At 68.4% G+C, this 18612-nt stretch carries 19 protein-coding genes; 10 read left to right on the top strand and 9 right to left on the bottom strand.

All coding sequences use genetic code 11. The features are described 5' to 3' along the window. Positions 1 to 32: 32 nt before the first annotated feature. The 4 genes from ACFWP0_RS23940 to hpaI are packed head-to-tail and all read left to right on the top strand — an operon-like array spanning position 33 to position 3478. On the top strand, positions 33 to 1076 hold the full coding sequence (locus ACFWP0_RS23940) for a fumarylacetoacetate hydrolase family protein (protein WP_377846322.1): 1044 nt from the start codon (positions 33 to 35) through the stop codon (positions 1074 to 1076). A 10-nt stretch (positions 1077 to 1086) separates the two neighbouring features. Then, complete coding sequence (locus ACFWP0_RS23935; protein WP_377846320.1) at positions 1087 to 1836, top strand: fumarylacetoacetate hydrolase family protein; 750 nt, start codon at positions 1087 to 1089, stop codon at positions 1834 to 1836. A gap of 23 nt (positions 1837 to 1859) precedes the next feature. Then, complete coding sequence (gene hpaH / locus ACFWP0_RS23930; RefSeq protein WP_377846318.1) at positions 1860 to 2663, top strand: 2-oxo-hept-4-ene-1,7-dioate hydratase; 804 nt, start codon at positions 1860 to 1862, stop codon at positions 2661 to 2663. Between the two features lie 14 nt (positions 2664 to 2677). Then, on the top strand, positions 2678 to 3478 hold the full coding sequence (hpaI, locus tag ACFWP0_RS23925; RefSeq protein WP_377846316.1) for a 4-hydroxy-2-oxoheptanedioate aldolase: 801 nt from the start codon (positions 2678 to 2680) through the stop codon (positions 3476 to 3478). A 22-nt stretch (positions 3479 to 3500) separates the two neighbouring features. On the opposite strand, the gene ACFWP0_RS23920 is transcribed toward hpaI, so the two are convergent. Beyond that, on the bottom strand, positions 3501 to 4478 hold the full coding sequence (locus tag ACFWP0_RS23920) for a Bug family tripartite tricarboxylate transporter substrate binding protein (protein ID WP_377846314.1): 978 nt from the start codon (positions 4476 to 4478) through the stop codon (positions 3501 to 3503). Positions 4479 to 4531: 53 nt separating this feature from the next. Then, the gene (locus ACFWP0_RS23915) at positions 4532 to 5425 is read right to left on the bottom strand and encodes an MBL fold metallo-hydrolase (RefSeq protein ID WP_377846313.1); all 894 of its coding nucleotides are present in this window, start codon (positions 5423 to 5425) and stop codon (positions 4532 to 4534) included. A gap of 124 nt (positions 5426 to 5549) precedes the next feature. On the opposite strand from ACFWP0_RS23915, the gene ACFWP0_RS23910 reads away from it, so the two are divergent. Next, the gene (locus ACFWP0_RS23910; protein ID WP_377846311.1) at positions 5550 to 6521 is read left to right on the top strand and encodes a LysR substrate-binding domain-containing protein; all 972 of its coding nucleotides are present in this window, start codon (positions 5550 to 5552) and stop codon (positions 6519 to 6521) included. 87 nt (positions 6522 to 6608) lie between these two features. On the opposite strand, the gene ACFWP0_RS23905 is transcribed toward ACFWP0_RS23910, so the two are convergent. Beyond that, on the bottom strand, positions 6609 to 7328 hold the full coding sequence (locus tag ACFWP0_RS23905) for an SDR family oxidoreductase (protein ID WP_377846309.1): 720 nt from the start codon (positions 7326 to 7328) through the stop codon (positions 6609 to 6611). Between the two features lie 167 nt (positions 7329 to 7495). Next, positions 7496 to 8623 (bottom strand): alanine racemase, encoded by a 1128-nt coding sequence (gene alr, locus ACFWP0_RS23900; RefSeq protein WP_377846308.1) that lies wholly within the window; start codon positions 8621 to 8623, stop codon positions 7496 to 7498. Positions 8624 to 8749: 126 nt separating this feature from the next. On the opposite strand from alr, the gene hpnC reads away from it, so the two are divergent. Genes hpnC through hpnE form a run of 3 tightly spaced genes read left to right on the top strand, consistent with a single transcriptional unit; the run spans position 8750 to position 11768 of the window. Next, the gene (gene hpnC, locus ACFWP0_RS23895; protein ID WP_377846306.1) at positions 8750 to 9580 is read left to right on the top strand and encodes a squalene synthase HpnC; all 831 of its coding nucleotides are present in this window, start codon (positions 8750 to 8752) and stop codon (positions 9578 to 9580) included. A 5-nt stretch (positions 9581 to 9585) separates the two neighbouring features. Further along, complete coding sequence (hpnD, locus tag ACFWP0_RS23890; RefSeq protein WP_377846304.1) at positions 9586 to 10449, top strand: presqualene diphosphate synthase HpnD; 864 nt, start codon at positions 9586 to 9588, stop codon at positions 10447 to 10449. Continuing rightward, positions 10446 to 11768: a hydroxysqualene dehydroxylase HpnE gene (gene hpnE / locus ACFWP0_RS23885; protein ID WP_377846302.1), complete on the top strand. Its 1323-nt coding sequence runs from the start codon at positions 10446 to 10448 to the stop codon at positions 11766 to 11768. Before hpnD ends, hpnE begins: the two co-directional genes overlap by 4 nt. Before the next feature lie 54 nt (positions 11769 to 11822). Here hpnE and ACFWP0_RS23880 read toward each other — a convergent pair whose 3' ends face one another. The 5 genes from ACFWP0_RS23880 to ACFWP0_RS23860 all read right to left on the bottom strand — a co-directional run bounded on the left by ACFWP0_RS23880 (position 11823) and on the right by ACFWP0_RS23860 (position 16584). Beyond that, positions 11823 to 12281 (bottom strand): carboxymuconolactone decarboxylase family protein, encoded by a 459-nt coding sequence (locus ACFWP0_RS23880; protein ID WP_377846300.1) that lies wholly within the window; start codon positions 12279 to 12281, stop codon positions 11823 to 11825. A gap of 74 nt (positions 12282 to 12355) precedes the next feature. Then, positions 12356 to 13342: a tripartite tricarboxylate transporter substrate binding protein gene (locus ACFWP0_RS23875; protein ID WP_377846298.1), complete on the bottom strand. Its 987-nt coding sequence runs from the start codon at positions 13340 to 13342 to the stop codon at positions 12356 to 12358. 72 nt (positions 13343 to 13414) lie between these two features. Continuing rightward, the gene (locus ACFWP0_RS23870) at positions 13415 to 14419 is read right to left on the bottom strand and encodes a cyclase family protein (RefSeq protein ID WP_377846296.1); all 1005 of its coding nucleotides are present in this window, start codon (positions 14417 to 14419) and stop codon (positions 13415 to 13417) included. A 52-nt stretch (positions 14420 to 14471) separates the two neighbouring features. Beyond that, on the bottom strand, positions 14472 to 15683 hold the full coding sequence (locus ACFWP0_RS23865; RefSeq protein ID WP_377846458.1) for a CaiB/BaiF CoA transferase family protein: 1212 nt from the start codon (positions 15681 to 15683) through the stop codon (positions 14472 to 14474). Positions 15684 to 15738: 55 nt separating this feature from the next. Beyond that, the gene (locus tag ACFWP0_RS23860) at positions 15739 to 16584 is read right to left on the bottom strand and encodes an HpcH/HpaI aldolase/citrate lyase family protein (protein ID WP_377846294.1); all 846 of its coding nucleotides are present in this window, start codon (positions 16582 to 16584) and stop codon (positions 15739 to 15741) included. Between the two features lie 85 nt (positions 16585 to 16669). Here ACFWP0_RS23860 and ACFWP0_RS23855 point away from each other — a divergent pair, with 85 nt between their 5' ends. Together ACFWP0_RS23855 and ACFWP0_RS23850 are read left to right on the top strand one after the other, a co-directional pair. After that, positions 16670 to 17554, top strand: a complete 885-nt coding sequence (locus ACFWP0_RS23855) for a LysR family transcriptional regulator (RefSeq protein ID WP_377846292.1) — start codon at positions 16670 to 16672, stop codon at positions 17552 to 17554. An 85-nt stretch (positions 17555 to 17639) separates the two neighbouring features. After that, positions 17640 to 18605: a tripartite tricarboxylate transporter substrate binding protein gene (locus ACFWP0_RS23850; RefSeq protein ID WP_377846290.1), complete on the top strand. Its 966-nt coding sequence runs from the start codon at positions 17640 to 17642 to the stop codon at positions 18603 to 18605. Positions 18606 to 18612 lie beyond the last annotated feature (7 nt).

The raw sequence follows: 18612 nt of genomic DNA, 5'->3' as shown, positions 1-18612 counted from the left end.
TTAACATGATAAATACCTAATGCGGAGGGGCCATGCCCCATATCTGGATCGAGTATTCGGGCAACCTGGAACTGGATACGCGCACGCTCATGCAGACCGTGCAAAGCGCCGCGGTCGGCGACGGCAGCCTGTTTCCGCTTGTCGGCGCGCGCACCCGCGCGCTGCGCGTGGACGATAGCCTGATCGTCGATGGCCACCCCGACAACGCCTTCGTCCACGTAGTGCTGCGCATCGGCCACGGCCGCAACGCCGAACAGAAGGCCGCCCTGGGCGAACGCGTGTTCCAGGCTCTGACCCGGGCGCTGGCCCCGCAGATGGCCGCGCGCCCCCTGGGCATCTCGATGCAGATCGAAGAGGCCGATCCGGTGCTGAACTACAAGCAGAACAACTATCGCGAACACCTGGCGGCGCGCGCCGCCGAGGCGGCGGCCAGGCTGCCCCGCACGGTGGTGGGCGTCGCGCTGAACACCCGCCAGGCGCTGGCCGCGCTCGGAAACGCGGTGGACGCGGCCCCCTACAAGGCGGCTCCCAAAGCGCCCCTGCTCTACATCAAGCCCGCCAACACCTATGCGCAGGACGGCGCCGTCATCACCCTGCCGGCCGATGTGGAGGCCGTGGAGGTCGGCGCCTGCCTGGGCGTGGTGTTCGCCCGCCGCGCCACGCGCGTGAGCGAGGCCGACGCCCTGGGCTATGTGGCGGGCTATCGCGTCGTGGCCGATTTGTCCGTGCCGCACGCCAGCTATTTCCGCCCCGCGCTCAAGCAGAAATGCCGCGACGGCTTCTGCCCCATGAGCCGCGGACTGGTCCCCGCCGCCGCCGTCGCCGATCCCGACTCGCTGGACATCGAGGTCCTCGTGGACGGCAAGGCGGCGCAGCGCGCCAGCACCGCCGACCTGATCCGTCCGGTCGCGCGGCTGATCGCCGACGTCACGGAATTCATGAGCTTCGAGGCCGGCGACATGCTGCTGGCAGGCGCCCCCCACGGCGCGCCGCAAGTGCGCGCGGGACAGCGCTACGACATCCGCATCGCTCAGGTCGGCACGCTGGGCAACCTGCTGGCCGCCGGCCACGCCTGAGGCCCAGACCATGAAACACGCACGCATTGCCCTTGACGGCGAGATCCACGCCGCCACCGATGCCGGCCAGGGCGGGGTCCGCCTGTCCGACGGCCGCATTCTTGCCGAAGACGCGGTGACGTGGCTGCCGCCCATCGAACCCCGCACGACCTTCACGCTGGCCATCAACTACGCGGACCATGCCCGCGAGCTGGCCTTCAAGGCCCCCGAAGAACCGCTGGGTTTCCTGAAGGCGGCCAACACCTTTGTCGGACACCGCGCCCAGACCCTGCGTCCCGCCGACGTGGCCTTCATGCACTATGAATGCGAGCTGGCGGTCGTGATCGGCAAGTCCGCCAGCCGGGTCCCGCGCAGCCAGGCCTACGACTACGTGGCCGGCTACACCGTGGCCAACGACTACGCGCTGCGCGACTACCTGGAGAACTGGTATCGCCCCAACCTGCGCGTGAAAAGCCGCGACACCTGCACGCCGCTGGGCCCCTGGCTGGTCGATCGCGACGACGTGCCAGACCCCATGAACCTGAACCTGCGCACCACGGTCAACGGCGTCGAAACCCAGCGCGGCAACACCCGCGACATGGTGTTCGACGTCCCCGCGCTGATCGAGTACTTCAGCAGCTTCATGACGCTGTCGCCCGGCGACCTGATCCTGACCGGCACGCCCGACGGCATCGTCAACGTCATGCCCGGCGACGAGGTCGTGACTGAAATCGAAGGCATCGGAAGACTGGTCAATACGCTGGTCCCCTTTCCCGCCTGAATCCCACCCACACAGGACACTCCATGCTGGACACCCAGACCGTACACGCCATCGCCGCGCGCCTGCATGACGCCGAGCGCGCCCGCAAGCAGATCCGCCAGATCTCGCTGGAATACCCCGACATCGGCATCGCCGACGCCTACGCCATCCAGCGCGCCTGGATGGACATCAAGCTAGGCGAGGGACGCGTGAAGCGCGGGCACAAGATCGGCCTGACCTCGCGCGCCATGCAGCAGGCGTCCCAGATCGAGGAGCCCGACTTCGGCATGCTGCTGGACGACATGTTCTTCGAGGACGGCGCCGATATTCCGGCCGGCCGCTACATCCTGCCGCGGCTGGAAGTGGAGCTTGCCTTCGTGCTGGGCAAGCGCCTGGAAGGCCCCAACGTCACCTTGTTCCAGGTATACGACGCGGTGGACTACGTGATCCCCGCGCTGGAGATCATCGACGCCCGCTCGCACGGCATCGACCCCGACACCAAGCGGCCGCGCAAGGTGTTCGACACCATCGCCGACAACGCCGCCAACGCGGGCGTGGTGATGGGCGGACGGCCGGTGAAGATCGGCGAGCTGGACCTGCGCTGGATCGGCGCGATCCTGTCGCGCAACGCCGTCATCGAGGAAACGGGCGTCGCCGCCGGCGTCTTGAATCACCCGGCCAATGGCGTAGTATGGCTGGCTAACAAACTGGCCGCCCATGATGTGGCGCTGGAAGCAGGCGAGATCATCCTGTCGGGTTCCTTCACCCGGCCGGTGGCCGCCCGCCCCGGCGACACCTTCAATGTCGACTACGGCGTGCTCGGTTCCGTCAACTGTCATTTCATCTGAGCGATCCGCAGTCCATGGATATCCTGACCAATACCTTCAAGCAAGCCTTGCGCGACGGCAAGCCCCAGATCGGCCTGTGGGCCGGCCTGGCCAGCGCCTATACCTCCGAGATCGTTGCAGGCGCCGGCTTCGACTGGCTGCTGATCGACGGCGAGCACGCGCCCAACACGCTGGACTCCACCCTGGCCCAGCTGCAATCCGTGGCGGCCTATCCGGTGGCGCCGGTGGTGCGCCCGGCCTGGAACGACCCGGTCCAGATCAAGCAGATCCTGGACACCGGCGCGCAGACGCTGCTGGTGCCCATGATCCAGTCCGCCGAAGAGGCCGCCGCCGCGGTGGCCGCCGTGCGCTATCCGCCCCAGGGCATACGCGGCGTGGGCAGCGCGCTGGCGCGTTCGTCGCGCTGGAACCGCATTCCGAACTACCTGGAGCGCGCCAACGGCGAAATGTGCGTGCTGGTGCAGATCGAAACGCCGCGGGGCGTCGAGGCGCTGGACGAGATCCTGGCCGTGGACGGCGTGGACGGCGCCTTCATCGGCCCGGCCGACCTGTCGGCCAGCATGGGCTACCTGGGGCAGCCGGAACACCCCGAGGTCGTGAAGGCGATCGACGACGCCATCACGCGCATCGTGCGTTCCGGCAAGGCCGCGGGCATCCTGCACAGCGGCGTGGCCCAGGCCAGGCATTACCTGGCGCTGGGCGCGACCTTCGTCGCGGTGGGCGTGGACGCCGTGCTGCTGGCGCGCGCCGCCGAAAGGCTGGCGGGCGAGTTCAAGGACCTGACGGCGGTGGCGGCGGGCAAGGGCCCGTACTGAGCCCCTGGCATCGCGGCGCGGCCTAGTTGCCCATGACCGCGCCGGACTCGCGCACGACCGCCTCCCATTGCCGCGCTTCGCTGCGCCACGCATCGCCAAACGCCGCCGGCGTATCCTGGCCGGGCACGAAACCGTTGGCCAGGTACGCCTGGCGGACTTCCGGCAGGCCCAGCACCTCGTGCAAGGCGTCGGCGAAGCGCGCGATGCGGTCGGAGGGCGTGCCCTTGGGCGCGGCGAATCCCCACCAGTTGCCCTGGACCGCGTCCGGCATGCCAGCCTGCGCGGCGGTGGGCACATCGGGCAGCCCGGCAAACCGTTCGGGCGCCGCCACGGCCAGGGCCCGTATCCTGCCCTGCGGCATGTAGGCGGCCCCCACGCTGTAGCCGCCGATGTACAGCTGGATCTCGTTGGCAAGCAAGGCCTGCACGCCCGGCGCCGAACCCCGGTAGGCGATGTGCATCATGTCGACGCCCATTGCCCTGGACAGCCGGTAGCCCGACAGGTGCGGCGTGGTGCCCGTGCCGGGAGACCCGTAGTTCAGCTTGCCGTCCTGCGCGCGCGCGTACTGTTCGAACTGCGCGTAGTCCGCCGCCGGCACCTGGGCGCTGACGTAGACGAAGGCCGGCACGTCCGCCAGCTTGCCCACCGGTTCCAGGTCGGCCAGCGGATCGAAGCCCAGCTTGCGGTACAGGAACTGATTGATGACGAAGTTGTTGGTGGCGCCAAGCATCAGCGTGTACCCGTCGGGCTTGGCGCGCGCCACTTCCTGCGCGCCGATGTTGCCCCCGGCACCCGTCCGGTAATCCACCACCACGGGCTGGCCCAGCCGCTTTTCCAGTAGCGGCTGGACCTGCCGCATGGCGATATCGCCCGCCGCGCCCGGCGCATACGGCAGGACCACGCGGATGGGGTGTTCGGGATACTCCGCCCGGGCAGCCAGCGGCAACGCCGCCAGGCCGAAGGCAAGCAAGACGGATACGGCACAAGATCGGTACGGCATCGTGTTCTCCCAGGCCGCCGGGCAGGATGGCCGGCCATTCATGGTCGTGAACGCTACAGGTCGATACGCATCAGGTCATGGGCCAGCCTCAGCGGACCGGAATAGTGCTTGCGGATGTCGGCCACGATTTCGTCCATCAGGTGCGGCCCCATCAGCTCCACCGGCAGGTGCTTGGCGGCGGCGCGCTTGAGCACCGGGCTGGTGGAGTCGAAGTGCCCGAAGTGCGTGGCCACCAGGCTCTTCACATTGGCCTGGCGCGCGATCTTGCCCAGGTCGGTCGGGCTGGTATGCGCATACGTGCCCACGCCGGTCTTGGCGCGGTGCGCGATGAAGGACTCGGGGAAGGTGCATTCGTGGATAAGCAGGTCGGCATCCTGGGCCAGGCGCACCATCGCCTCGCAGGGCGCGGTGTCGCCGCTGAAGGCGATGACCTTGCCCTCGGCCTCCACGCGCACGCCGAAGCATTCGCAGACATCCCGGGGAATGTGTTCCACCCAGTCCACCGAAATGCGCACCTTGTCGTCCTCGAACACGACGCCCGGACTGACCTCGCGCACTTCGGGCCGCATCGCCTCCAGGTTGCGCTGGCGCACCGGGTAGGCGGCGCGGGCCTGGAAATCGGTGTGATAGGCGCCGTTCTCGAACAGATGGTCCACGAAGTGCTTCGTGCCCTTCGGGCCCAGCACCAGCGGCGAGCCCTCCTTGTTGAGTATCCAGCTGGAAATGACGAAGTACGGGTAGTCGCAGATGTGGTCGTGGTGGAGATGGGTCAGGAAGACAAAGCCCACCTTGGCAGGATCGACGTTGGCGCGCACCATCTGCCGCGTGGCGCCTTCGCCGCAGTCAAACAGATAGTGCCTGTCATCGTCCAGCGTCAGCAGGATGGCGGACTGCGCGCGGTCGGGGTCGGGCAAGGCGGCGCCAGTACCCAGCATGGTGATCTTCATCGGCAACCCTCTCTTGGTCGGAAGCGGAAAAGCGGTTTGAGCACCAGGCCAGTATAGGAACGTAGTGCATACCGAATGATCAATTATTAGAATGCTGTGAAAACCTATTGGAATCACCGCAACCATGCCCGCCACCCCCCGCATTCCCGACCTTCGCCACATCAGCGGACGCCTGCGCCTGCGCCACCTGGACCTGCTGCAGGCGCTGCACTCGCTGGGCAGCGTGCACAAGGCGGCAGCGCGCCTGGGAATGACGCAGCCCGCGGCCAGCAAGCTGCTGCTGGAGCTGGAGGACATGTTCGGGGTGACCCTCTTTGTGCGCTCCCGCCGGGGCATCGCCCCCACGGCCTTTGGGCAGGCGCTGGCCAGCAAGACGGACGTGCTGCTGGCGGACCTGTCCGGCGCGCGCAACGAGATCGCCGCCCTGGCCGCGGGCGCCAGCGGCCGCATCCGGGTGGGCGTGCAGCCCGTGGCGCTGCCCGTGCTGGTGCCGCGCGCCATCCAGCGGATGCGCGCGGATCATCCGGGCGTCACGGTCATGCTGGAGGAAGGCGCGCACGACACGCTGCTGGCCAGCCTGGCGCGCGGCGAGCTCGATTGCGTGCTGGGCCGGCTGATGCTGGGCGCGGCGCAAGCCGTGTTCCGGACCGAAGTGCTGTATGACGAACCCATCTGCGTGGTGGCGCGCATCGGCCATCCGCTGGCGAAGTCCACGCGCATCACCGCGGCCGCGCTCGCGCGCCAGGACTGGGTCCTGCCGCCGCCCGAAGCGCCGCTGCGCCAGCGCATCGACGCCTACTTCGCGCAAGAGGGCCAGGCCCTGCCCGCGCCCGTGGCCGAATCGGTGTCGCTGCTGGCCAATGAAGTGCTCTTGCGCGGCGGCGACATGCTGGCGGCGATGCCGCGCGCCGTCGCCCAGCACTACGCCGCGCTGGGCGTGCTGGCGATCCTGAAGTTCAAGCCGGACTGGAGCCTGCCGCCCGTGGGCGTGGTGCAGCGCGCGCATGTGGAGCCAGCTCCGGCGCTGACTCGGTTCCTGGAGGCGCTGCGCACCGAGGCGCGCGCATTGCAGGACGCCGCCCCGGCCGGGCAATAGAAAACGCCCCGCGCCGCGCGCCCTTCCGGAATTTGCCCATAAAAAACGCACCCGAAGGTGCGTTCCGGATGGCGCGGATTGGCTGGCTTACGAACGGCCGCCGAGGCTCCCGCCGCCGTCCACGCCCAGCACCTGGCCGGTGATGAACCCCGCGTCGTCGGACAGCAGGAAAGCAATGGCGGCCGCCACTTCGGCCGGCGTGCCCAGGCGCTTCATGGGAACCGACGCCAGGGCGCGCTTCTCGCCTTCGCTGCCCGCGGGGCGGGTGGCGCGGAACATTTCGGTTTCGATCGGACCGGGCGCAACCGCGTTGGCGGTGACGCCGTATTCGGCAAGCTCCAGCGCCCAGGTGCGGGTGCAGCCCACCAGCGCGCTCTTGGCGGCGGAATAGGCGGTGCGGTCCAGTCCGCCGTGGATGGCGCGGCTGACGACGTTGACGATGCGGCCGGCGCGGCGCACTTTCATGGATTCGACGAAGGCCTGGGTGACCTGCACCGCCACGCGCACGTTCAGGTCGAGCACGTTATAGAGCGTTGCCAGGTCGATCTCGCCCAGCGGCTGCGGCGAGACGATGCCGACATTGTTGACCACGGCGTCGACGGGGAATTTCTCGCGGATCTCGCGCAGCACTTCCTCGGTGCGGCCGGCGTCGGCCAGGTCGCAGGCGTACAGATAGCCGGGGAAATCCACATCCGTCGTGTTCCGCGCAATGCCGACCACGTGACAGCCCATGTCGGACAGCCGCTGAGTAAGCGCCCAGCCGATGCCTTTGGTGGCGCCCGTAATGAGCACGCATTTGTCCTTCATGGATTGAAACCTCGTAGTCTGTTTTCTTGGTCAAAAACGGGCGCTTGGGCGCCCGGTTTTCCAAGTAGACACCATCCGGCGGCGCCTGTCTTGTAAATTGCGTAGCAATTCTTGCACGCTGGACGCCCCGGCTGGCCGCTGCCGGCCGGCCCTTTCAGGCGGCCGGCTCAGGTGTCGCGGGTGACCGGGACGCGGGGCGCCAAGGCGCAAAGCAGCTCGTAGCCGATGGTGCCGGCCGCCTGGGCCACTTCGTCCACGGAGGGGCCGTCTTCGCCCCAAAGCGACACGGGCGACCCGACGCCGGCGGCGGGGACGGGCCCCAGATCGACGATCAGCATGTCCATGGAGACCCGGCCCACAAGCTGGGTCCGGATGCCAGCCACCACGACCGGGGTGCCGGTCGTGGCGTGGCGGGGATAGCCGTCAGCATAGCCGCAGGCCACGATGCCGATGCGCATGGCGCGTTCGGCGCGGAAAATCGCGCCGTAGCCGACGGAATCGCCGGTCTTGAGTTCCTGCACCGCGATGATTTCCGAACTGAGCGACATGGCCGGCCTCAGGCCGAACGAGGAGGCCTCGGCGTCGGCGAACGGCGAAGCGCCGTACAGGCAGATGCCCGGCCGCACCCAGTGCGTCTGGGTTTCGGATCCGACGGCGATATCGGCGAAGCGCAGCGCGGCGGCGGAGTTGCAGACGCTGATGGCGCCCGGCAGCTTATGCGTCACCGAATTAAACACGCTCAGTTGTTCGTTCACGCCCTGGGGACCGTCGGCGCAGGCGAAATGGGTCATCTTGCCGATCGAGCCCACGGTGCCCTGCTGTTGCAGCAGCACGGCGCGCTCATGCGCGGCGGGATAGGCTGCCGGGCTGAAGCCCAGCCGGTTCATGCCGCTGTTGAGCTTGAGCATGATGTCGACGCGGCGCGAAAACCGGGCGCGGGCCAGCATGTCCAGCTGTTCCCGGTGGTGGACGGTGGTGCTGAGGTGGTAGCGGTCGATGATGTCGAGGTCGGAGGGCTCGAAAAACCCCTCCAGCATCAGGATCGGCCCGCCCCACCCTGCCTCGCGGCAGCGCACGGCTTCGTCCAGGTCCAGCATCGCCAGCCCCTGGGCCTTGGAAAACCCCGCGACCGCCTGCTCGATGCCGTGTCCGTACGCATTGGCCTTGATGACCGCCCAGATCGAGGGCGGCACGCCCGCGGCGGCGGCGGCGGTCTGGTCGAGGTGGCGGCGCACGGCGGCAAGGTTGTGCGCAAGAGCTGAGACGGAGACGGTGGCGGATATGGGGCGCGGCATGATGTGAGATCCTGTGGCGCTTAAGTCTAACTGATCCCCGCACCCGCGGCATGGCGGCATGGCATGGAAAACGACTACTCTAAAATGAAGCAATACGGCCCTTTGCGCCACATCCACCCCTAGCCTATGTCCATCGATCACTACGAGAACTTTCCCGTCGCCTCGCTGCTGCTGCCGCGCAGGCTGCGCGGCGCCGTGACCGATATCTACCGGTTCGCCCGCGCCGCGGACGATATCGCCGATGAAGGCAGCGCGACCGACGCCGAACGCCTCAGCCAGCTGTCCGCGTTCCGCGCCGAGCTGCATCGCATCGGCGCCGAACCGGGCACGCCGCCCGCGCCCGGCCTGCCCCCGCTGGCCGACATTTTCACGCCGCTGGCCCAGACCATCGCCCGGCACCAGCTTCCCATCACGCCCTTCTACGACCTGCTGTCCGCCTTCGAGCAGGACATCAGCGTCAAGCGCTACGAAGACTATTCCGCCCTTGTCGACTACTGCGCCCGCTCGGCCAACCCGGTCGGGCGGCTGATGCTGCACCTGTTCGACGCCAGCAATCCGCAGAACATGGCCGAGTCCGACGCCATCTGCACCGGCCTGCAGCAGGTGAACTTCTGGCAGGATGTGCGGGTGGACTGGCACAAGCAGCGCGTCTACCTGCCGCAGGAAGACCTGCGCCGCCACGGCGTCTCCGACGACGACCTGGCCGCCTGCCGCCTGACGCCCGCCTGGCGCGAACTGATGGCGTTCGAGGTCGAACGCACGCGGGCGCTGCTACACTTCGGCGCTCCGCTGGCGCGCCGCCTGCCGGGCCGCATCGGCCTGGAACTGCGCCTGGTGGTGCAAGGCGGGCTGCGCGTGCTGGAGCGTATCGAGGCGAGCGGCTACGATGTATTCATGAATCGCCCCGAATTGGGCGCCAAAGACTGGGCCATCATGCTGTGGCGCTCCATTAAGTAACAGATATGACGCCTGACGAGTATTGCCAGGAGAAAGCCGCCAAAAGCGGTTCCAGCTTCTACTATTCCTTCCTGTTCCTGCCGCCCGAACGCCGGCGCGCCATCACGGCCCTGTACGCCTACTGCCGCGAAGTGGACGACGTGGTCGACGAATGCACCGACCCGTCGCTCGCCCGCATCAAGCTGGCCTGGTGGCGCACGCAAGTCGACCAGATGTTCGACGGCAAGCCCGAACACCCCGTGACGCGGGCGCTGCAGCCGCACCTGCAAAGCTGTTCGATTACCCGCGAACGCCTGCTGGCCGTGGTCGACGGCATGGAAATGGACCTGGACCAGACCCGCTACCTGGACTGGCCCGGCCTGCGCAAGTATTGCTGGCACGCGGCCGGCGTGGTGGGCGAGCTGTCCGCCGGCGTGTTCGGCTACTCCGACCCCAAGACCCTGGTCTACGCGGAAAAGCTGGGCCTGGCGTTCCAGATGACGAACATCATCCGCGATGTGGGCGACGACGCCCGCCGCGGCCGCATCTACATCCCGGTCAACGACATGCAGCAGTTCGAGGTCAAGGCCTCGGACATCCTGAACGGCGAATACTCCGAACGCTTCAGCGCGCTGATGAAGTTCCAGGCCGACCGCGCCCGCGAGCTGTACCGCGAGGCGATGAGCAACCTGCCCGAGGCCGACCGCCGGTCGCAGCGCCCGGGCCTGATGATGGCCGCCATCTATCACGCCCTGCTCGACGAGATCGAGCGCGACAACTGGCAGGTGCTGCACCAGCGCATTTCGCTCACGCCCCTGCGCAAGCTCTGGCTCGCCTGGAAGACCTGGGTGGGCGGCGGACGCGGACTGGTCCGCCGGTTGGCGCGGTGAAGGCCGCGGTCATCGGCGCGGGCTGGGCCGGGCTGGCCGCCAGCGTCGCCCTGCGCGAAGCCGGCGCCAAGGTCACGGTGTTCGAGGCCGGCCATACTCCTGGCGGACGCGCCCGGCGCGTCTTTCACGGCGACTTCGACGCACCGCTGGACAACGGTCAGCACCTGCTGTCGGGCGCCTACAAGCACACCCTGGCCCTGATGCGCCGGGTGGGCCGCAACCCCGATGCCTTGCTGATGCGCCGGCCCTTGCGGCTGGCCAGCCTGGACGGCCGCTTCCGGCTGTCCGCGCCGCGCCTGCCCGCCCCCTTGCACATGGCGGCGGCCATCCTGCGCGCCCGCGGCCTGTCATGGGCAGACCGCTTGGCGACCCTGCGCCTGATGCGCGGGCTGAAGGCCATGTCCTGGACGCCGCCGCGCGACTGGACCGTGCTGCACCTGCTGCATTACCACCAGCAGTCCGACGTACTGATCCGCCAGATCTGGGACCCGCTCTGCCTGGCGGCCCTGAACACCCCGATCGCCACGGCCAGCGCCGCGCTGTTTGCCCGCGTGCTGCGCGACAGCCTGGCCGGCGCGCGCGAAGACAGCGACCTGCTGCTGCCCTGCACGGACCTGTCCGCGCTGTGGCCGGACGCCGCGGCGCGCCAGGTCACCATGCGCTACGGCAGCACGGTGCGCCAGCTGCTCCCGTCCGCCGACGGCATCGACATCAATCAGGAACGCTTTGACGCCGCCGTGCTGGCCGTGCCGCCCACCTTCGCGGCGCGCCTGCTGGACGCCCCATTGCGCGAAGCCGGCGCCACCGGCCTGCTCGATGCGCTCAAGGCCTTCGACTACCTGCCCATCGCGACGCTGAATCTGCGCCTGGCGGACCCATGGCGCCTGCCCGAGCCCATGATGATGCTGCGCGAGGATGCGTCCCGGGGCCATATCGGCCAATGGCTGTTCGACCGCGCCCAGCTGGCCGGCGACGTCAAGGCGGGAGAACTGGCCGTGGTGGCCAGCGCCGCCACCGGCATCGGCGACCGCAACCGCCGCCAGGTCATCGAGGCAATGATCGACCAGGTGGCCGAACAGGCGGCCAGCCATCCCTCTCGGCTGCCTCCCCTGCCGGAGATATCGGCTGCGGAGCTGTTCATCGAGAAGCGCGCCACCTTCGCCGCGGTTCCGGGCCTGACCCGGCCGCTGAACTCCACGCCCTGGCCGACGCTGGCGCTGGCCGGCGACTGGACCGACACCGGCTATCCCGGCGTGCTGGAAGGCGCGGTGCGCAGCGGCCTGCAGGCCGCCCGCGTGCTCAATCCCCGCGCAGGCTGAAACGGCGGAGCGCGCGGCGGCGCCCGTCGTCCCGCCCACGTGCGCGAGGGCGGCTCAGGCAGGCGCGCCGCCGAACAGGTCCGCCTGGCGCGGGTCCGCCGTGGCCAGGTCATAGCCGATCTGGGCGGCCACCTCGCGCAGGATGTTCTGGGCCAGGTTGAAGGCCGTGTTGGCCGCCGGCACGCCCGCGTAGATCGCGTTCTGCAGCAGCACTTCCTTGAGTTCGTCGGGCGTCAGGCGCGACGCGTCCTGCGCCGTCAGCGCGGCGCGCACATGCAACTCGAATTCTTCCCAGCGGCCCAGCGACAGGGTCACCGCCAGCACCATCATGCGCCGGGCCTTGTGCGGCAGGCCCGGGCGGCTCCAGATATCGTGCCAGGCGTAGCGCGTGATCAGGTTCTGGTAGTCGGCGGTGAACGTGGTGGCGCGGTCCAGCGAACGCTGCACCCATTCATCGCCCAGCACGGCGCGGCGGTTGGCCAGGCCGCGCTCGAAATCGTCTTCCCGGCTCATCTGGTGAATCTCCTTTCGACATGAGGGAAACGGCGGAAGGGGCGACGATACGCCCGTTCCGCCGCCCTGCGGGATCAGTTCACCGTGATGCTATTGGTTTTCACGACATCGGCCCAGCGGATCTGTTCGGCATCGACGAACCGGGCGAAATCCGCCGCGCTGCTGCCCACCGGCGTCAGCCCCAGCTTGGCGAGCTTGTCGCGGGTCTCGGGGCGGGCCAGCGCCTTTTGCACCAGTTCCTGCAGCCTGGCCACCACTTCCGGACTGGCGCCTGCCGGCAGGAAGAATCCGTTCCATTCGACCACGTCGAAATCCTTGATGCCGCCTTCGCCCACCGTGGCCACGTCGGGCAGTTCCGGCATGCGCTTGGCCGACGATACCGCCAGCGCCTTCAGCTTGCCGCCGCTGACGTAGTTCAGGCTGGACGCGGCGTTGGCGAAATAGACGTCGACCTGTCCGCCCATGACGTCCACGATGGCCGGCGCGCCGCCCTTGTAGGGGACATGCACCACATCCACGCCAGCGTCCTTCTTCAGCAGTTCGGCGGCCATCTGCGCCAGGCTGCCCGGCCCGTATGACGCAAAGGTGTACTTGCCCGGATGGGCGCGCGCCGCCTTGATGAAGTCGGGCAGGTTGTTGAAAGCCGAGCCGGGCGCGGCCACCAGGATGTTGGGCACGCTGACAGCCTGCGAGACCGGAATGAAGTCCTTCTTCGCGTCGTAGGGCAGCTTGCGCAGCACCGGATTGATGGAGAAGGCCGAGGCGTCATACAGCACCGTGTAGCCGTCGGGCTTCGCGCGCGCCACAAAGGCCGCGCCGATGGAGCCGCTGGCGCCGCCCTTGTTCTCGATCACCACGCTCTGGCCGGCGACTTCGCCCATGCCTTGGGCGATGATGCGCGCGGCGTTGTCAGCCCCGCCGCCGGCGGAGTACGGCACCACCACGGTGATGGGCTGGTCGGGATAGCCGGCGGCGTGCGCCGTGCCCAACGCGCTGGCCAGGCCGATGGCGGCGGCCAGCGGACGCAGTGCGGCCAAGGCCGCGTGACGGGTCTTCTTCATGTGTGCTCCTCATGTCTCCCCTGCGGGGATGTTCAATCAATCATGCATCGTGGCGCGATCCGTCCGACGAAGTCAGACAGTCGCGATGGGGTTGACCGGCGCGCCCACCAGGCCGGGCACGTACATGGGCGCCGCGGTCAGGAAAAAGGCGTGCCTGCCGTGCTGGCGCAACCATTGCGCCAGCGGGGTCAGGTGCCAGAGCTCGCCCAAAGGCAGGCCCAGCTTGAAGAGGCATTGCTCATGCAGCGGCAGCAGCGGCCCCTGGGCCGCGTCCAGGTGGTGGTTGCGCAGTTCCACCGCGTGGTTGTCGGCGGCGATGGCCGCGATCCGGCTGTCCTTGATCCACGCCAGCAGTTCCGCATCGGCGCCATCCAGCACGCAGCAGCTCGTCCTGAGCCGCTCCTGCTCGTCGTCGCCCAGCGTCAGCGCCAGGTCGGCCAGTCCGGTATGCAGGCACAGCACGTCCCCCGGGCGCACCTGGACGCCGTCGGCGCGCATCACATCCATCAGGTCGCGATGGGAAACCTTGCGCTGCGCATCGCCAAAGCGGGCGCGCAGGTCCACCATGACGCCGCGCCCCTGGATGCCGTGGCGCGCCATCGGCGCGATGGACAGGTCGCGTGTGCCGGCGAAGTTCTCGGCCGCCGGCTCGCTGACGGCAAAGCCGTTGTAGCCGGTGGGCTGCGCCTGGCCCGTGCCATGCGCGTCGTACATCGAGCCCACGTGGCCCAGCGCATCCCACTGCGTGGAGTACTGCGGAGACAGCGTGACGCGGTCGTCGCTGATGACATCCGTGGCGCCGGGCACGTCGCGTCCGAGCGGATAGCGGTATACCGGCACCCCGTTCTTCTCGGCGGGCTGGATCACCGGCCCCTTGCGGCGCGGATTGAGCACGGGCGCGCGCGGCACCGTCAGCGGCAGGCTCAGGGAAAACGAAAGCCCGGTGCGGATTTCGGCGATGGCGGCCAGGCGCGCCTGGCTGTCCAGGTGGTTGAGCGTTCCGAGCTGGTCATCGTGCCCGAAATCGCCCCAGTTCGATCCTTCCGGACGGCGGAGGTACCGTTGTGGTTGATTCATGGTCCCTGTCTCCTCGCCCTTTTCCGGACGATTCTTGTCATCGTTGTCGGGCTTATTGCACCACGGAGGAATGCAGCAAATGGTCCACTTCGTCCGCGGTGTATCCCAGCGTGGACAGTATCTTGCGGCTGTGTTCGCCCAGGCCCGGCGCGGCGCGGCCGGCGGCGGCGCCGGCGGGCGCCGGATTCTTCGCGGCCTCGCCAAACTGCGCCCATTGCGCCAGGCCCAGATAGTCGCCGGTCTGCTCGCTGCGATACGGGCGCATGAATCCCATGGCCTGCACCTGCGGGTGGTCGAACATGTCCTCGACCTGCCTGACTTCCGCGCAAGGCACGCTCTGGCCAAAGCGCTCGGCCCACTCGCGCGCCGAGGCGCGCGCCAGGGCCCGGCGCACCAGCGGCACCAGCGCCGACGCCTGGGCCGCGCGCTTCTTGACCGTGTCGTAGTCGGGATGGTCCGCCAGGTCCGGCAGATCCAGGTGGCCGCACAGGGCGCGCCAGAAATGCGGCGTGTTGGCCGACAGATAAAGATGGCCCTCGCGGGTGGGGTGGATGCCGGTGATGCCGCCCGAGCGCATGTCGCGCTCGATTCGGCGCGGCTCGCCCTCGGCCCAGACCAGACGGGCCGATTGCATGGCCAGCGCGCTGCCCAGCAGCGAGACCTCGATGGCCTGTCCCTGCCCCGTCTTCTCGCGGCGGTAAAGCGCGGCCGACACGCTGTTGGAGATCAGCGCGGCGCCGTAATAGTCCACCACCGACCCGTACAGCACCTCCGGCGGGCCGTCAGCCTTGGCTTGCGCCGCGCACATGCCGGTCATGGACTGCAGCACCTGGTCGTAGCCCGCGTGGCGGGCCATCGGACCGGCCGCGCCGTAGCCGGTCATCGCGCAATAGATAAGGCGCGGGTTGACGGCAGCCAGCGTGGCGAAGTCGATCCGCAGCCGTTCCGGGACGCCCGGCCTGAAATTGTGGACCAGCACGTCGGCCTCGCGCACCAGCCTGACCAGGACCTCGTAGCCCTCCGCTTCCTTCAGGTTCAGGCACAGGCCGCGCTTGTTGCGGTTGACGCCCAGGAAGGCGCGGCTCTCGGCCGCCAGCGTCGACGGGTACTTGCGCAGATTGTCGCCTTCGGGCGGCTCGACCTTGATCACGTCCGCGCCCATGTCGCCCAGCAGCGCGCAGCCGTAGGGGCCCGCGATATAGGCGCTCAGGTCCAGGACCTTGATGCCTGCCAGCGGCAGTTGAACGGGGGTTTCATGTTCCATCATGCAATTCACTCGATAAATGCGCGGGCTCTGCCGCGGACAGCGCCAACCCGGTTCAGGCCGCCCGACCGGCCGCCAGCAGGACGTCGCGGGCGCGGCGCACAAAGGGCGCGTCGATCATCTTCCCGTCCAGCACAAAGGCGCCCACCCCGTCCTGCTCGCGGCTGGCCGCCACGATCCGCTCGGCCGCTTCGACCTCTTCGGCGCTGAAACCGAACACCTCGTTGGCGATGGCGACCTGGCTGGGATGCACGCAGGATTTGCCCAGGAAACCCAAGGAACGCGCCAGCTGCGCTTCGGCGCGAAAGCCCTCGGCATCGCGCACCCGGGCATAGGCGGCATCCATGGCGTACTTGCCCGCGCAACCGGCGCCCAGCCGCAAGGCCAGCATCACCGCGCGCAGCGTCTCGGGCTGGTAACGGTCGATGCCCAGCGGCTCGAAGAGGTCGGCCAGCCCCAGCTGCAGCCCCGCGACGCGCGGGTGCGCCGCCGCCAGTTCGGCCGCGCGGGCCAGCGCCTGCGGCGTTTCAACCGTCACCAGGAACTCGCCCCGGAATCCGGCCGCGATGGCCTCGCCGGCGGCGGCGCGCAGCGCATCCGGGCCTTCGACCTTGGGCAGGTTCAGCACATCGATGGGCGACCGCGCCAGCGCGTCCAGGTCGCCCGCAAAGTAGGGAGTATCGGACGCGTTCACGCGAACGATAATTTTCTTGGGATGTTGCGCGTGCGCTGCGCCAAACGCCGGCGACGCCAGCCAGTTGGCCAGGCCTTCCCGCGCGGCCTGCTTGCGCGCCGGCGCGACCGCGTCCTCCAGATCGAAAGACAGCGCATCCGCCTGGCTGGCCATGGCTTTGTCGAACAGTTCCGGGCGCGATGCCGGAACAAAAAGCTTGCTTCTCATTGATGTCTCCTGGCCGCATTGTGACCGCGCCGAATCGCGTCAGGGGAAAGCCGGGATACGATAAGAAGATAGAATATCTATCATCATGAACACCGACTTCCTGCACACGCTGGCCGCCGTGGCCCAGCACGGCTCCATGGCCGAGGCCGCCCGCCGGCTCGGACTCACACACGGCGCCGTGGCGCAGCAGGTGCGCAAGCTGGAACAGGACCTGGGAGTGCCGCTGGTGGCGCGCGCCGGGCGCACGGTGCACCTGACGGCCAAGGCGATCGAACTGATCGGACCGATGCGCGAGGTCCTGGAACGGATCGAGAAGATCCGCTATCTGGCCCGGTCCGACGAGATGATGGGCGAGCTCAGGCTGGGCGCCGGCAATACGGCGCTGAACTCCATGGTGCCCGCCATCCTGGAACATCTGGTCGGGCGGCATCCGCTGGTCAGCGTGGAAATCCAACCGGGACACTCGGCGCGCTTCTATCCCGCCATTGAAAGCGGCGAGCTGGACGCGGCGATCGCGCTGGAGGCGCCCTATCCCTTGTCCAAGAGCCTGGGCTGGCAGTTGCTGCGCGAAGAACCCTATGTGCTGGCGGCGGCCCCGCGCCACGCGGGCCGGCATCCGCACAGCCTGCTGACCGGCGAGCCCTTCATCCGCTACCAGCGCAACGACTGGAGCGGGCGCCACGTCGAAGACTATCTGCGCCGCGTCGGCATCACGCCGCGCGACCGCTTCGAGCTGAACGCGATCGAATCGATAGCAGTGATGGTGAGCCGGGACCTGGGCGTGGCGATCCTGCCCAGATCGACCAACGGCGCGATCGAACGCCTGGGCCTGCTGGCCCTGCCGCTGCCCGCGCACTGCGAACCGCGCCGCTTCGGCCTGATCTGGTCGCGCGTGTCGCCGCGGCTGGCGCTGATTCAGGCGTTTCGCGACATTGCCATCGTGGAGTACGCCAAGGCGCAAGACGCCTAGGGCCCGTTCACAGGCGATCTGGCGTCCGCCGGGCGGTCTCAATATACTTGTATTGTCCTCAATACAACATATCAGGAGACAAATCATGCAGGGACTGCATCGCATCGGCGCGGCCTGCGCGCTGTTGGGCGCGCTGGCATTGCCGCTGGCCCCCGCCCTTGCCCAGGGCAACGCCATCAAGCTGGTCGTGGGCGCCCCGCCGGGCGGCACCACGGATACCGTGGCGCGCAGCATCGCGCAGCACATGTCGCAGGATCTCGCGCGCCCCGTGCTGGTCGAGAACAAGCCGGGCGCGGGCGGCAATATCGCCGCCGACTATGTCGCCAAGAGCCCCCCTGACGGCAACACCTTGCTGGTCACGTTCACCAGCTTTTCCATCAACGCCTCCCTGTACCGGAACCTGCCGTTCGACCCGATAGGCGATTTCACGCCTGTCAGCATGCTGGCCAACGTGCCCAGCGTGCTGGTCGCGCGCAAGGACTTCCCGGCCCGCTCCATGCCGGAATTCGTGTCGCTGGTGAAGGCCAGCCCCGGCAAGTACACCATGGCGCTGGGCGCCATCGGTTCGTCGCTGCACATGGCCGGCGAGCGCATGAAGATGATGGCCGGACTGAACATCCTGAATGTGCCGTACAAGGGCACGGCGCCCGCCATCACCGACCTGCTGGGCGGCCAGGTGGACATGATGTTCGCCAGTTCGCTCAATGCCCTGCCGCACATCAAGAGCGGCGCGCTCAAGGCGCTGGGCGTCACCAGCCCGAAGGCGCTGCCCCAGTTTCCCGGCGTGCCGCCCATAGGCGATACCATCCAGGGTTTCGAATCGAATGCGTGGTTTGCCCTGTTCGGCCCCGCCAGGCTGCCGCCCGAGACGCTCGCGATGCTCAATGCCGCGGCGCGCAAGGCGGTCGATACGCCTGAATTCCGCCACCTGCTCGAGCGCGAGGCCGCCAGCGCGGTCAGCAGCAGCCCGGCGGAACTTGGCGCCTTCGTGCGCAAGGATATCGAGCGCTACGCCGAGATCGTCAAGTTCACCGGCGCGACGGTCGATTGATTTTTCC

It is taken from the genome of Achromobacter sp. NPDC058515 (assembly GCF_042721735.1).
Classification (GTDB): domain Bacteria; phylum Pseudomonadota; class Gammaproteobacteria; order Burkholderiales; family Burkholderiaceae_B; genus Achromobacter.
Note: the sequence above shows the minus strand (reverse complement) of the source record. Positions and strands in the feature narration are given on the sequence as shown.

Excerpts from the sequence above, each read along its gene's own strand:
- ACFWP0_RS23940 (WP_377846322.1), top strand. The coding sequence starts at position 33 with ATGCCCCATATCTGGATCGAGTATTCGGGCAACCTGGAACTGGATACG.
- ACFWP0_RS23935 (WP_377846320.1), top strand. The coding sequence starts at position 1,087 with ATGAAACACGCACGCATTGCCCTTGACGGCGAGATCCACGCCGCCACC.
- hpaH (WP_377846318.1), top strand. The coding sequence starts at position 1,860 with ATGCTGGACACCCAGACCGTACACGCCATCGCCGCGCGCCTGCATGAC.
- hpaI (WP_377846316.1), top strand. The coding sequence starts at position 2,678 with ATGGATATCCTGACCAATACCTTCAAGCAAGCCTTGCGCGACGGCAAG.
- ACFWP0_RS23920 (WP_377846314.1), bottom strand. The coding sequence starts at position 4,478 with ATGCCGTACCGATCTTGTGCCGTATCCGTCTTGCTTGCCTTCGGCCTG.
- ACFWP0_RS23915 (WP_377846313.1), bottom strand. The coding sequence starts at position 5,425 with ATGAAGATCACCATGCTGGGTACTGGCGCCGCCTTGCCCGACCCCGAC.
- ACFWP0_RS23910 (WP_377846311.1), top strand. The coding sequence starts at position 5,550 with ATGCCCGCCACCCCCCGCATTCCCGACCTTCGCCACATCAGCGGACGC.
- ACFWP0_RS23905 (WP_377846309.1), bottom strand. The coding sequence starts at position 7,328 with ATGAAGGACAAATGCGTGCTCATTACGGGCGCCACCAAAGGCATCGGC.
- alr (WP_377846308.1), bottom strand. The coding sequence starts at position 8,623 with ATGCCGCGCCCCATATCCGCCACCGTCTCCGTCTCAGCTCTTGCGCAC.
- hpnC (WP_377846306.1), top strand. The coding sequence starts at position 8,750 with ATGTCCATCGATCACTACGAGAACTTTCCCGTCGCCTCGCTGCTGCTG.
- hpnD (WP_377846304.1), top strand. The coding sequence starts at position 9,586 with ATGACGCCTGACGAGTATTGCCAGGAGAAAGCCGCCAAAAGCGGTTCC.
- ACFWP0_RS23880 (WP_377846300.1), bottom strand. The coding sequence starts at position 12,281 with ATGAGCCGGGAAGACGATTTCGAGCGCGGCCTGGCCAACCGCCGCGCC.
- ACFWP0_RS23875 (WP_377846298.1), bottom strand. The coding sequence starts at position 13,342 with ATGAAGAAGACCCGTCACGCGGCCTTGGCCGCACTGCGTCCGCTGGCC.
- ACFWP0_RS23870 (WP_377846296.1), bottom strand. The coding sequence starts at position 14,419 with ATGAATCAACCACAACGGTACCTCCGCCGTCCGGAAGGATCGAACTGG.
- ACFWP0_RS23865 (WP_377846458.1), bottom strand. The coding sequence starts at position 15,683 with ATGGAACATGAAACCCCCGTTCAACTGCCGCTGGCAGGCATCAAGGTC.
- ACFWP0_RS23860 (WP_377846294.1), bottom strand. The coding sequence starts at position 16,584 with ATGAGAAGCAAGCTTTTTGTTCCGGCATCGCGCCCGGAACTGTTCGAC.
- ACFWP0_RS23855 (WP_377846292.1), top strand. The coding sequence starts at position 16,670 with ATGAACACCGACTTCCTGCACACGCTGGCCGCCGTGGCCCAGCACGGC.
- ACFWP0_RS23850 (WP_377846290.1), top strand. The coding sequence starts at position 17,640 with ATGCAGGGACTGCATCGCATCGGCGCGGCCTGCGCGCTGTTGGGCGCG.